This window comes from Carnobacterium sp. GW821-FHT04C06 (genome assembly GCF_059420345.1).
Window position 1 is genome coordinate 52,526 of record NZ_JBWKTN010000007.1, and the last position, 13,937, is coordinate 66,462.

Genomic DNA, 13,937 nt, shown 5'->3' on the forward strand with positions numbered 1-13,937 from the left:
AATGAAAGTCATTTTTTTAGAAGATGTTAAAGGTAAAGGCAAAAAAGGCGAAACAAAAAACGTAGCAGATGGGTATGCACAAAACTACCTAATCAAAAATGGATTAGCAAAAGAAGCCAATTCATCAACATTAAGTGAACTAGCAGGACAAAAGAAAGCTGAAGACAAACACAACGCAGAAATTTTAGCAGAAGCGAACCAATTAAAAGGTTTATTAGAAGATGATAAACATGTAATTGAGATGAAAGCAAAAGCTGGAGAAGATAGTCGTTTATTTGGTTCAATTACCTCAAAACAAATTGCAGATGCAGTAAAAAAACAATATGATATTAAATTAGACAAACGTAAAATTGATTTAACAACTCCTATTCGCAATCTAGGCGTAACAAAAATAGATGTTAAAATACATCCAGAAGTTGTGGCAACACTGACAGTGAATGTTTCACAAGAAGCGTAGACTAAATAATTTAAAGGCCAAAGCAGTTTTACAAGACTGTTTTGGCCTTTTTTCTATTCATTGTATTAAGTTGATTTTTGCGGTAAAATAATAAGACTGAAACAAATTAAGAAGCCGCTCCAAGTAGAAGAAATTTACTTATGAAAGGAAGATAAAAATTGGTGAATGAAGCTTTTCAAGACCGATTGCCGCCACAAAGTATTGAGGCAGAGCAAGCCGTTTTAGGTGCTATTTTTCTTGACCCCGAAACAGTCGTAGGCGCATTGGAATTTTTAGAGGCACAAGATTTTTATCGTCGTGGCCATCAAATTATTTTTCAAACAATGTTAGAATTAAATGACCGCAATGAGGCTATTGATGTTGTTACGGTTATGAATAGTTTAGAATCAAAAAATCAGCTGGAAGATGTTGGTGGAATGCCTTATCTAGCTGAACTTGCGATTGCTGTGCCAACAGCTGCGAATATGGAACATTATGCAAAAATTATTGAGCAAAAGTCAATTTTAAGAAAACTAATTCATACAGCAACAGATATTGTAACTCAAGGATATGAAGAAGGAGAAGAGCTAGGAGCCATTTTAGATCAGGCTGAACGTAGTATTCTCGAAGTATCTGAAAGACGAAATAGCAACGGTTTTTTAGCGATTTCAGACGTGTTAAATAGTTCAATCGCAGAAATTGATCGGTTGTATCAAAATGATGAAGAAATTACAGGTCTTCCAACAGGTTATCAAGCTTTGGATCAGATGACTGCCGGCCTGCAATCAGAAGAATTAATTATTTTGGCAGCACGTCCCGCTGTAGGGAAAACAGCCTTTGCGTTAAATATCGCACAAAACATTGGAACAAAGACAGATGAGACGGTTGCCATTTTTAGTCTAGAAATGGGAGCGGAATCTTTAGTCAATCGGATGCTATGCGCCGAGGGCAGTATTGATGCCAGTCATTTACGAACAGGGAATCTTTCAGAAGAGGAATGGCAAAGTCTAATTGTAGCGATGGGGAGCCTATCGAAGGCGAGTATTTATATTGATGATACACCAGGAATTCGAATTGCTGAAATTAGAGCGAAATGCCGTCGTTTAGCTCAAGAAAAAGGCGGACTAGGATTGATTTTAATCGATTACTTGCAATTGATTGAAGGTAGTGGGAAAGAAAGCCGCCAACAAGAGGTTTCTGAAATTTCACGTCAGTTAAAAAAATTAGCGAAAGAATTAAAAGTACCAGTTATTGCATTGTCGCAACTGTCTCGTGGCGTTGAGCAAAGACAAGACAAGCGGCCTGTTTTAAGTGATATTCGTGAATCGGGATCTATCGAGCAAGATGCAGATATTGTTGCCTTTTTATACCGTGATGATTATTATGATCGTGAAGGTGGAGATGACGACGATGATGGCGATCGCGATGCAGCTGGAGAAGATAATATTATTGAAGTCATTATTGAAAAAAACCGGAGTGGCGCTCGTGGTACGGTGAAACTATTATTTGTTAAGGAATACAATAAATTTTCCTCCTTATCCTATATGCCAGAACCGCCTATGTAACATGAAGAGTGATCTTAACGGATCATTTTTTTATTTTTTAAATTCGTTCGTATTTTTGCTGATATTTTAGTTTAAATTAATAAATCGTTCGTTTTTATGCCTTTTTATTTTATTATTTAAATCAAATATTCGTTTTTACCTTGAATCCTTTATGCAAAACTGATAGAATTAGATGTATTTGGTTTTTATAAATAAAATTAATGAGGTGTTCATATGTCTTCAGTAGTAGTTGTGGGAACACAATGGGGCGATGAAGGAAAAGGTAAGATTACAGATTTTTTAAGTGAAAATGCGGAAGTGATTGCACGTTACCAAGGTGGCGATAATGCAGGACACACAATCAAATTTGACGGTGTGACGTACAAATTACACTTAATTCCTTCAGGTATTTTCTATAAGGAGAAAATTAGCGTTATAGGAAATGGCGTTGTGGTAAACCCAAAATCACTTGTAACTGAATTGGCTTACCTAAAAGATAAAAATATTGATACGGATAATTTACGTATCTCAGATCGCGCACATGTTATTTTACCTTATCATATCCACTTGGATCAATTGCAAGAAGATTCAAAAGGAGATCAAAAAATTGGAACAACCATTAAAGGGATTGGTCCAGCGTATATGGATAAAGCAGCACGTGTTGGGATTCGAGTTGCTGATTTATTAGACAAAGAAATTTTTGCTGAACGCCTACGTATTAACTTAGAAGAAAAAAATCGTCAATTCGTTAAAATGTTTGAGTCAACACCTATTGAATTTGATGATGTTTTTGAAGAGTATTATGAATATGGTCAACAAATAAAAAAATATGTATGTGATACATCCGTTATTTTAAATGATGCATTAGATGCTGGCAAACGTGTTCTTTTTGAAGGCGCACAAGGCGTAATGCTAGATATCGATCAAGGAACGTATCCATTTGTTACGTCTTCAAACCCTGTTGCCGGTGGTGTGACAATCGGGAGTGGCGTTGGTCCATCTAAAATTGATAAAGTTGTAGGGGTATGTAAAGCTTATACAAGTCGCGTTGGTGATGGTCCTTTCCCAACTGAATTATTCGATGAAGTGGGTCAACAAATTCGTGAAGTAGGGAAAGAATACGGTACTACAACAGGACGCCCTCGTCGTGTGGGTTGGTTTGATACGGTTGTAATGCGTCATGCAAAACGTGTTTCTGGAATTACAAACTTATCTCTTAATTCAATTGATGTTTTAAGTGGGTTAGAAACAGTTAAAATTTGTACCTCTTACGAACGTAACGGTGAAACAATTTTCCATTATCCAGCTAGCTTAAAAGAATTAGCTGAATGTACACCGATTTATGAAGAGTTGCCAGGTTGGAGTGAAGATATTACGGGCTGTCGTACTCTTGAAGAATTACCGGCTAATGCACGTAACTATGTGCACCGTGTTTCTGAATTAGTAGGCGTTCGCATTTCAACATTCTCAGTAGGCCCAGATCGTAACCAAACGAATGTCTTAGAAAGTGTTTGGGCACAAATTTAGGTCACTTAACTTTAAAAGAAAAGGCTAGTATTTCCAATATGGAGATACTAGTCTTTTTTGACTAGAGAGAGGTTGTTGTAGAAATTGGATTTAAAAGTTATACTTTAATTGTCCAGTCTGCCACCCAGTAAAGGAGTAGTATAATGAAAAGAATTCAAACAATTTATGAGGTGCTAAAAAAACAAGGAAATAAGGGCTTAACAACAAAAGAAGTCTCTAGTTTAACGTCATTTAGTCGTAATAACGTAAGTTCTGATTTAAATGAACTCGTGAGAATGGGCAAAGCACGTAAAGAGTCGGGAAAACCAGTATATTATTTTCCAAAGGAAGAAAAGAAAACGCTATCTAAAGAGAGAGGATTCGACTTATTTTTAATTGAAAATCCCTCATTGTCCAAAGCAATTGAGCAAGCTAAAGCAGCTGTCTTATATCCCCCCAATGGCATGAATACCTTACTATTAGGCGAAACTGGAACAGGGAAGTCAATGTTTGCTGAAATGTTATTTTCATTTGGAAAAGAAATGAAGCGCTTTACTAAAAATGAGCAGCTAATTAGTTTTAATTGTGCTGACTATAGCCACAACCCACAGATGCTTTTAGCGCAATTATTTGGTGTGAAAAAAAATGCCTTTACTGGGGCCAATGATGATCGCAAAGGCTTGATTGAATTGGCAAATCAGGGAGTGCTATTTTTAGATGAAGTTCATCGATTGCCACCAGAAGGTCAAGAGATGTTGTTTACTTTTATGGACAAAGGGACATTTAGAAGGCTAGGAGAAACAGAAAATGAACGTAGCTCACAGGTGATGATTATAGCAGCGACAACTGAAAATCCAGCAACTACATTATTAGAAACCTTCGTTAGAAGAATGCCCATGGTAATTAAATTGCCAAATCTTAAAAGTCGACAGTTAGAAGAACGATTTGCACTCATTAAGTATTTTATCAATCAAGAATCAGCAAAATTAAAAGAGCCAATTACCGTTTCTATAAATTCATTAAGAGCTTTTTTAAGTTATGAATGCAGACATAATATCGGAGAGTTAAAATCAGATGTTCAATTAGCCTGTGCTAAAGCGTATGCGGAATACTTATCCAATCATGCAGAAAAGATTCAAATTTCAGCATTGGATTTATCTGAAAAAGTAAATGCAGGATTATTGTTGGAAGTTCAACATCGTAAACTTTGGAATAAAATTATTGGCATTAATCAGCGATATTTTGAATTTTCAGGAGAGGCAACACACTATTTAGAAGAACCGATTGATCAACAAGATATTTATGAATTGATTGATCATAAAAAAGTTGAATTAACTCACTTAGGGATTAGCGGAAAAGAATTAGAAGAGAATTTAAATAAGGAGATTCATTTGCATTTTGAAGAGTATATGAATCAAGTAAAGAAGGATTCGAATCAACGCTATATTGAAAATTTAGTAGATCAACGTATTATTTCGAGTGTAGAACGAATGATTCAATATGCGGAAAGTCAGTTGGAGACGGTATTTGGCAATCGCGTTTTTTATGGATTGGCACTACATCTTGAAAAGGCAGTGTCGCGTGTTAAAAAGAATCATTATTATGAAAATCAGTTGTTTGAAAATACAGAAGAAAGTCATCCGCGAGAATACCAAGTTTCTTATGACTGTATTCGGTTATTCAATCAAGAATTTGAAATTGAATTGCCAATCAGTGAAGCCAATTATCTAACGCTATTTTTTGTGTACGGCAACCATACAAAAAAGCAAGTTCAAGAAGTAGTACGCGTTTTTGTAGTTACTCACGGAGAGTCGACAGCAACATCCATTGTGAATACAGTCAATCAATTATTAGGTGAAGAATACGGGATTGGATTTGACGTACCTCTATCTGAAAAACCACAAGACTCGCTTCTTCGAATTAAAGCGTATATTCAAACGCATCAAATCAAGGCGCCTATTTTATTTATGGTGGATATGGGATCGTTAAATACTTTTGGAAATGAGATTAGTAAGACCTTTGGGATAGACACTCAAACGATTCAATTGGTGTCCACTTTACATGTTTTAGAAGCAGTCCGAAAAGCCATGTTGGGCTATCCCTTGCAAGCTGTCTATAAGGAAACCCTAGCCGTTAATCTTTTGATTGAAGAGGAACTTCAAGAGCATAGTAAAAAAAATTCAATCAAATTTGCTATCGTAACGATTTGTACAACGGGTGAAGGAACGGCAAAAGTCTTAAAAAATATACTAACAACAGAATTGAATTTTGATGAAGAGGTACTTGAGATTATTGCAATCAATTTAATTGATAAGGAAGATATTTATTCAAGACTAGCCAGTTTGTCCAAAACTTATGAAATTATCTGTATAGTGAGTCCTTTTCATTTAGCTTTTCAATACCCTCATTTTGATTTAGTAGAGGTGATTGAAAAATCTAAAATCCAGGAGATTCAGCAATTAGTTGATTTGGCAGAAACCTATGGGAAATTAGGAAAGACACTAGCTGGACAGTTGAAGTATGTTGATTCAGAGGAAGTTGTGGTGGATGTAAAGAAATTGATTACAGCTCTAACAATTCAATTTTCGATCGAATCAAATTTAAATGTGTTGATTGGATTGGCTTTTCATTTAGCGTGTATGATTGATCGAGAGTTTGGTGGCGAAAAAGGGACAGAATTTTTAGATAAAGAATTTTTCATGAGGAAACATGCAGATGAAATTCAACTAATTCAAGAAGCATTAAGAAGTATTGAATACAAATATCAGATCAAAATCAGTGAAGATGAAGTGTGTTACATGGTTTCATTTTTTATCAATACACATTAAGACACATCCAAAAGCACATGGCTAATAACAGAGCTGTGTGCTTTTTAATGTGTCTTGGCACGTTTTTTGCAATAGTAGTTAGTATCAACCAAAAAAGGGGAGAATAAAGATGGAAATCAAAATAACGCTCGTATGTGCAGGTGGAATGTCTACAAGTATTTTAGTTCAAAAAATGCAAAAAGCGGCTACCCAATTTTATCCTAATGATACGATTCGTATCGTGGCTTCAGCAGAAAGCAAGTTTAAAAAATTAGCAGATGAAACGGATATTTTATTACTAGGCCCGCAAGTAATGTATATGAAGAAGAAAATCGAAGAACAGTACGCAGATAAAGGTTTTCCAATCGTTGTTATTAATAGTGTCGATTACGGCATGATAAATGGCGAAAAAATATTAAACGAAGCAATTCATTTAGTCAGAAAATAAAAAGGAGAGATACGATGAATTTAGAGCAGGCAGTGATGCAGATTATTGTAGGGGCAGGAAATGCAAGAAGTTTAGCGATGGAAGCAATTGACATAGCTCAATCAGGTGAAATTCAAGAAGCAAAAGCAAAATTAGAAGAAGCCAATGAAAAATTAAATGAGGCCCATAACGGTCAGACAGCGTTACTTACAAAAGAAGCTAGTGGCGAAAGGGTCGAAGTGACATTGCTTTTGATTCACGGGCAAGACCATTTAATGAACGCCATGACGGTTCGTGATTTAGCAGATAAATTTGTTGGGTTATATGACAAGATGAGGGGGAATTAAAAAATGAAATGGGCTAAAATACAAGAAAACATGCAAGTAGTGATGGGGAAATTCACCAGTAATCGGTACATTCAAGCCCTGTCTGATGGTTTGATGACATTATTTCCATTAATGATTGTTGGCGCGATGTCTTCGTTGTTATATGCACTGCCGATAAAAGGCTATCAAAGCTTCATTACGTCAACGGGGATTGCAAAGGCGATTAATATTCCATATGGAATTACAACGGGTCTGATTGCGATTTATGCGGCTTATATGATAGGGTATAAATTAGCAGATTCATTTGATAAAGATGGTGCAATGGGAGGGATTTTGAGTTTAATGGCCTTCTTTGTTGTAACACCGATTACGATATTTGATGAGAAAATTCAAACATTAAACATGCAGTATCTAGGTTCACAAGGATTATTTGTTGCCATTATTGTAAGTTTAATTGCAAGTCGTATTTACGTATTAATTTTAGACCAGAAATGGGAAATCAAGCTTCCTGAAAGCGTTCCTCCAACAGTTAGCAATTCTTTTAATAGTTTGATTCCAGGTATTGTCATTGCAGTTATTTTTGTAGTGATCAGTCAATTAGTGGCACTGACTGCCTATGGAAATGCCCATGACTTGATTATTCAATTGATTCAAGGTCCATTGCAAAAACTAGGCGCGAATTTACCAGCAGCATTGGTTTTAGTTTTCTTAATGCAATTTTTATGGTTTTTGGGAATTCACGGTTCAATGGCGACAATGGCTATTTTATATGCGGTTTATTATCCATTAGATTTAGCCAATTTAAACGCATTTAATGCAGGCTCACCGTTACCGTATATTGTGACAATGTCTTTTATCATGCAACAAAAAGGCGCACACAATTTAGCCTTTGCCATTTTATTAGCCTTTAAAACCAAAAGTACCCAGTTAAAAACAGTCGGACGTTTAGGGTTATTGCCAGCTGTTTTTGGAATTAGTGAGCCACTGAAATTTGGTGTTCCAATGATTTTAAACCCGTATATCTTAGTTCCGATGATTGGTGCTCCGATGGTGAATATCGTGATTTCTTATTTTGCTATTGCAGCGGGCTGGGTGCCTCGTTTAAACGGCGTTATGGTGCCAACAGGTATGCCTGAGATTGTCAAAGGAATCTTTATGGGTGGTTGGCAGTTAGTTGTGCTAAATGTCATTTTATTGGTGGTATCCATTCTTATTTATCTACCATTTGTCGGTATGCTAGATACAAATAAAGTAAAAGCAGAGGCAGTTTTTGAAAAAGAGTTATAGGAAGTTAGGAGGGATTTTTTGAACTATCCAAAATTAATTGTAAAACGCGAAAATAAAATTTTAACGATTGATTGGTCGAGCTTTAGCAGCGATATTTATCAGTTATGGATTGGTACAGAGCCTAATAATGAAACGAAAGTGTTACAAATAGCTGAAAAACAAGATTTTATTAAAATCAAAGCAGAATTTCCAATTTATTTTTTCCGAGTATTATTGAAAAATGGAACAGAATTTTTTACTCGGGAAGATTTAGTTGATTTAGAAGGAACTGTTAATTTTCGAGATTACGGAGGTTGGCAGGGATCTGATGGGAAAAATGTTGTTTTTGGTAAATTGTATCGGTCAGATGTCTTGTCTCAACTAACTTCGCAAGATCTTGAGTACATTCAAAACCAATTAGGTATTAAAACCGTGATTGATTACCGTAATGAAGCAGAACGAGAGGCTAATCCTGATAGGGAATGGTCAGAAGCTACGTTTTATCACTTAGATCCCAATGCGGATATGGCTGCAATTGCCTCAAATACTTCTGAAAAAAGTGTTGCAATGCATCAAAAGCATTCGTTTAAAGAAATGTTAGAAACAGTTGAAGGCCGAGCAAAAATCAAGAAACTAAAAGCTAATATGATTGAACAATATCGTCAATTTGTTTTATCCCCACAATCTTTAACCGTTTATCGTAAAGTGATTCAGCTTCACTTGAAAGAAGAAAATACACCTATTTTACAACATTGTAAAGGTGGAAAAGACCGAACTGGATTTGGTGTTGCTGTCATTTTATTATTATTGGGTGTTTCTGAAAAAGATGTAGCAACAGATTTCTTTTTAACAGACGAGTATCGTAAAGAACATATCGCCAGTCGGATGGAACTTTATAGAAAATATACTGAAGATAAAGAGGTATTAGATAATTTACGGGCATTAACGTCTTCAGAACCTGAATATTTGGCGGCTACATTTGAAGCAATTAAAGAAATTTATGGAAGTTTTGATCAGTTTGTTCAAGAAGGATTAAAGATTTCGCAAGAGGAAATTAAGTCATTAAGGTCTTTGTATTTAGTCTAAAAAGAACCAAGTAGAAAATAAACTGCTAGAGTATCTAAAAACTCAGTAGTTTATTTTTGTTATTTTAAATAAAATTACACATATAGTATAAAAAAAAATTCCCAATGATTTGGTTATTTTATGAAATTAATTTCAAGTATGCGTTTACATTTGTGCGAAGGGGTGCTATATTATTAAATAGAAAACGTTATCTTTAAGAGTTTATCAGCTGATAGAAAAAATACAAAAAGTAGAAAGAAGGATGCTTGATGTTAGATTTTCTAAAAAATGTTCCTGTTCCAAAAAGTACATTAACCATTTCAGAACAGCGGAAACGTTGGTTTAAAGAATTTATGAAACCGTTTTTTGTAGTGGTGATGATTTATATCACTATGTATTTGATTCGGAATAATTTTAAAGCAGCGCAGCCATTATTAAAAAGCCAGTTAGGGTTTACTACTACTGATTTAGGCTATATTGGTTTCACTTTTTCAATCGTTTATGGTTTTGGTAAGTTTATTTTAGGATACATCGTTGATGGAAAGAATACGAAGAAAATTTTATCTGTGCTTTTATTTTTATCTTCTCTAACTGTTTTATGTATGGGTTTTCTATTTACGATGAATCATGTACCACTTGGCTGGATTGTTGTACTTTGGTCATTGAATGGTCTCTTTCAATGTGTTGGTGGACCTAGTTGTGCTTCTGTTATTACGCAATGGACGACTAAGAAAAATCGAGGACGATATATTGGTTTATGGAATGCATCGCATAATATTGGCGGCGGCTTAGCTGGAATTTTTGCTATCTGGTGTGCGCAAACATTCTTTAAAGGAAATGTAGCAGGGATGTTTATTTTGCCCGCTGTTGTTGCGGGTGTAATTGCTGTGATTACTTTTTTTATTGGAAAAAACCGTCCAGAGGATTTAGGTTGGGCATCTAGCGAAGAAATCTTTGAAGAGCCTGTTGAAGAAGCAAATCAAGAAGCAGAAGATATGACAAAATGGCAAATTTTCAAAAAATACCTTTTAACAAATCCTTGGATTTGGTTATTGTGTGTGTCGAACGTCTTTGTATACATCGTGAGAATTGGAATTGATAATTGGGCACCATTATATGTCACGGAACACTTGAACTTTAGCAATGAAGCAGCAGCGAATACGATTTTTTACTTTGAAATGGGTGCGCTAGTAGGCTGCTTAGCTTGGGGATATATTTCTGATTTCTTAAAGGGACGTCCAGCATTAGTTGCAACGATCAGTAGTTTTCTATTACCGATTGGGATTATTGGTTATCAATTTGGGACGACTGAATTGATTATTAATGGATCATTGTTTATGTTGGGGATGATGATTTTTGGTCCACAATTATTGATCAATATCTCAATGCTTGGTTTTGTCCCTAAAAAAGCAACGGTTGTCGCAGGTGGATTGCTAGGAGCATTTGCGTATTTGTTTGGTGATTCAATGGCAAAAATTTTACTAGCAAAAATTTCAGATCCAACTCAAGAAGGTGTGAAGTTATTTAATATAGTTCTTCATGGATGGGGTGATACATTTATTATTTTCTATATCGCTGTTGTGATTATTATTGTATTATTAGGAACGGTTGCATTTGCAGAAGAAAAACGAATTCGACAATCTAAAATAGAAGTATAAGAAAGGGTGAAGCAGGATGGAAGCTACAAATTTTAGAGATTTAGGTGGATTAAAAACAGAAGATGGAAAAACAATCAAACATCGTAAACTTTTGCGTTCAGGTGATTTATCAAATTTAAGCAGTCAAACAGTCAATGAGCTGATAAATGATTATAAGCTGGCAACAATTGTTGATTTTAGAAGAGAATTTGAAATTCAGCAGTCTCCAGATACAAAAATTCCAAAAGCAGCTTACATTAATCTTGATATTTTAGGGAAAATGGGTGCTAAAAATTCATCCCTAGAAGATTTTGCTCGATTAAAATCAATTGATGCAGTAGATAATCATATGAAAGAAGTTTATACAGATTTGATTTTAAACCCAGGGGCGCAAGAGGGATTTAAAGAATTTATGGAAATTATTGTTGCGAACAAAACAGGTTCTACCGTATTTCATTGTTTTGCAGGAAAAGATCGTACTGGTTACGCAGCAGCTTTAATTTTAGCTTTGCTAGGAGTTCCAGAAGAGGAGATTATGAACGATTTTTTACTAACAAATACAGAAAGAAAACAAGCCAACGATCAGTTATTGGATACCTTTAGAGATAAGGGAATGGATGAGGAAGAAATAGCTGCTTTGTCAACAGCTTTGTATGTAAAACCAGCATATTTAGATTATGCTTTTTCCTTAATTAAAGATCAGTATGAAACGGTTCTAAATTATGCTGAACAAGCTTTAGACTTCGATAAAGAAAAAGTGAGTCAATTAAGATCACTTTATTTAGAAGCTTAGAAGAAGAATAAAGAAAAGTAACGTTATCAAGCGTTGCTTTTTTTTATGAGTGGCTGTCGTGATTAAAAAGATTGAAATTTCTTTTTTGATTTGTTTTATCAGTCTTTTTTTGCGATAATTATAAGATAATAAGAAAATAGAAAGTGGGATTTGAGTCGTGGAAAAAGAAAAACAACAGCTGAGCATTGAAGTTGCAAGACTTTACTATCAATCTGATTTTAGCCAACAAGAAATTGCAACCAAACTAAAAATTTCTAGACCGACAGTATCCAGACTGCTCACGTATGCAAAAGAAAAAGGCTTTGTGCAAATCAAAGTAACCGATCCTTTTGCTGATCTTGAAACATTAGGAAATAAAATCAAAGAGAAGTACAATTTATTAGAGGCTCATGTTGTTTTTTCACCAACAGCAAAGTACCAAATCATCACAGAATACATTAGTAAGTTCGCTGCTGAATACCTAGAATCCCATGTTAAAAATGGTGATATTTTAGGTGTAAGTTGGGGAACAACAATGTACGAAATTGCTAGGAAAATAACACCACAGCAAGTAAAAGGTGTGGAAGTTGTACAATTAAAAGGCAGCATTAGTCATTCAGACGTGAACAATTATGCAAATGAAACGTTGGCGCTATTTGCTGAAGGATTTCAAACGACAGCACGTAATTTGCCATTACCAGTGGTATTGGATAATGTTGTGGCTAAAGAACTAGTGGAGCAAGATCGCCATATCCATCAAATCATTGAAATGGGTAAAAAAGCGACGATTGCCATGTTTACGGTAGGAACAGTTCGTGATGAAGCATTGTTATTTCGACTAGGTTACTTTAACAATCAAGAAGTTCATTTTCTAAAAGAGAATGCTGTTGGCGATATTTGTTCACGCTTTTTTGATAAAGAAGGCAATATTAGTGATAAAGAGATTAACCAACGAACAATTGGGATAGAATTAGCAGACTTGCGTAAGAAAGAGCAGTCTATTTTAGTTGCGGGTGGCGAGCGAAAAGTCGAAGCAATTAATGGTGCTTTAGTTGGAAATTATGCGAATGTATTAATTATTGATCAATTTACGGCTGCAGAATTATTAGCCTATTAAAAAACTTAGTTCATCTATTTTTAGTATATGCAAAAAAGAGCCACTTACTTTTTAAGCGATCTATAAAAATAAATTGACTGGTAAAGATTGAGATACTGATCTCTAAACTTACTAGCCAATTTATTTTTTTTTATGAAAAAACATAAGCAATGAGCTTGTTTTCCTAGATAGGCTGTAGATACTTGTAACACGAAAGAACGAAAAAGTCATTAATTTAGTAATATTGGCTTTAAATTTTTCTGTGTTAGTATTAGCTAAAAAGAAATTGAACATAATTTCATATTATGTTTTACATATGTTCAAAGAAAGGTTATAATAAAAATATAAATCGAACTAGGAGTGATACAAATGAACGTAGCAAAAATGATTGATCACACACTTTTAAAACCAGAAGCAACAAAAGAAGCGGTTTTAAAAATAATTGAAGAAGCAAAAGAATACAAATTTGCATCCGTATGTTTAAATCCATATTGGGTAGCACTTGCAAGTAAAGAATTAGCGGGCACAGGTGTTGACATTTGTACCGTTATCGGTTTTCCATTAGGCGCAAATACTTCTGCAACAAAAGCGTTCGAAACAGAAGATGCAATTAAAAATGGCGCAACTGAAGTTGATATGGTAATTAACGTAGGAGCTTTAAAATCAGGGGACGAAGCAACCGTATTAAATGATATTAAAGCCGTTGTTAATGCAGCTAACGGAAAAGCTTTAGTGAAAGTTATTCTTGAAACATGTTTGTTAACAGACGAAGAAAAAATCCGTGCTTCTGAATTATCTGTTGAAGCAGGAGCCGATTTTGTTAAAACATCGACTGGTTTCTCAACTGGTGGCGCGACAGCAGCAGATATCGCTTTGATGCGTAAAACCGTTGGACCAACTATTGGAGTGAAGGCATCAGGCGGAATCCGTACAACAGAAGATGTAGATGCAATGATTAAAGCAGGAGCTTCAAGAATTGGTGCAAGTGCAAGTGTTGCAATCGTAACAAATGACAAACAAGCTAAAACAGACGACTACTAAAAATAAAATGATGA

The 13,937-nt window shown here is 35.0% G+C and carries 12 protein-coding genes; all 12 read left to right on the forward strand.

Translation table 11 applies throughout. The features are described 5' to 3' along the window. Nucleotide 1 precedes the first annotated feature (1 nt). The 12 genes from rplI (at nt 2) to deoC (ending at nt 13,923) form a co-directional block, all read left to right on the forward strand. A complete protein-coding gene (rplI, locus tag AC07SW_RS12470; protein ID WP_034572684.1) occupies nt 2–457 on the forward strand; it encodes a 50S ribosomal protein L9 in 456 nt (151 codons plus the stop codon). Between the two features lie 161 nt (nt 458–618). Next, nucleotides 619–2,001, forward strand: a complete 1,383-nt coding sequence (dnaB, locus tag AC07SW_RS12475) for a replicative DNA helicase (protein ID WP_034573890.1) — start codon at nt 619–621, stop codon at nt 1,999–2,001. A gap of 213 nt (nt 2,002–2,214) precedes the next feature. Then, complete coding sequence (locus AC07SW_RS12480; RefSeq protein ID WP_034572681.1) at nt 2,215–3,507, forward strand: adenylosuccinate synthase; 1,293 nt, start codon at nt 2,215–2,217, stop codon at nt 3,505–3,507. 143 nt (nt 3,508–3,650) lie between these two features. Beyond that, the gene (locus tag AC07SW_RS12485; RefSeq protein WP_494633008.1) at nt 3,651–6,314 is read left to right on the forward strand and encodes a sigma-54-dependent transcriptional regulator; all 2,664 of its coding nucleotides are present in this window, start codon (nt 3,651–3,653) and stop codon (nt 6,312–6,314) included. A 109-nt stretch (nt 6,315–6,423) separates the two neighbouring features. Further along, a complete protein-coding gene (locus AC07SW_RS12490; protein WP_034572674.1) occupies nt 6,424–6,741 on the forward strand; it encodes a PTS sugar transporter subunit IIB in 318 nt (105 codons plus the stop codon). A gap of 14 nt (nt 6,742–6,755) precedes the next feature. Continuing rightward, nucleotides 6,756–7,067 (forward strand): PTS lactose/cellobiose transporter subunit IIA, encoded by a 312-nt coding sequence (locus AC07SW_RS12495; RefSeq protein WP_034572671.1) that lies wholly within the window; start codon nt 6,756–6,758, stop codon nt 7,065–7,067. 3 nt (nt 7,068–7,070) lie between these two features. After that, on the forward strand, nt 7,071–8,333 hold the full coding sequence (locus AC07SW_RS12500; protein ID WP_494633009.1) for a PTS sugar transporter subunit IIC: 1,263 nt from the start codon (nt 7,071–7,073) through the stop codon (nt 8,331–8,333). 18 nt (nt 8,334–8,351) lie between these two features. Next, nucleotides 8,352–9,398, forward strand: a complete 1,047-nt coding sequence (locus tag AC07SW_RS12505; RefSeq protein ID WP_135022397.1) for a tyrosine-protein phosphatase — start codon at nt 8,352–8,354, stop codon at nt 9,396–9,398. A 248-nt stretch (nt 9,399–9,646) separates the two neighbouring features. Then, nucleotides 9,647–11,035: a hexose-6-phosphate:phosphate antiporter UhpT gene (uhpT, locus tag AC07SW_RS12510; RefSeq protein ID WP_463685272.1), complete on the forward strand. Its 1,389-nt coding sequence runs from the start codon at nt 9,647–9,649 to the stop codon at nt 11,033–11,035. A gap of 16 nt (nt 11,036–11,051) precedes the next feature. After that, a complete protein-coding gene (locus AC07SW_RS12515; protein WP_494633011.1) occupies nt 11,052–11,807 on the forward strand; it encodes a tyrosine-protein phosphatase in 756 nt (251 codons plus the stop codon). A 157-nt stretch (nt 11,808–11,964) separates the two neighbouring features. Then, on the forward strand, nt 11,965–12,903 hold the full coding sequence (gene deoR, locus AC07SW_RS12520) for a DNA-binding transcriptional repressor DeoR (protein ID WP_135022399.1): 939 nt from the start codon (nt 11,965–11,967) through the stop codon (nt 12,901–12,903). A 348-nt stretch (nt 12,904–13,251) separates the two neighbouring features. Further along, the gene (gene deoC, locus AC07SW_RS12525) at nt 13,252–13,923 is read left to right on the forward strand and encodes a deoxyribose-phosphate aldolase (protein ID WP_494633012.1); all 672 of its coding nucleotides are present in this window, start codon (nt 13,252–13,254) and stop codon (nt 13,921–13,923) included. Nucleotides 13,924–13,937 lie beyond the last annotated feature (14 nt).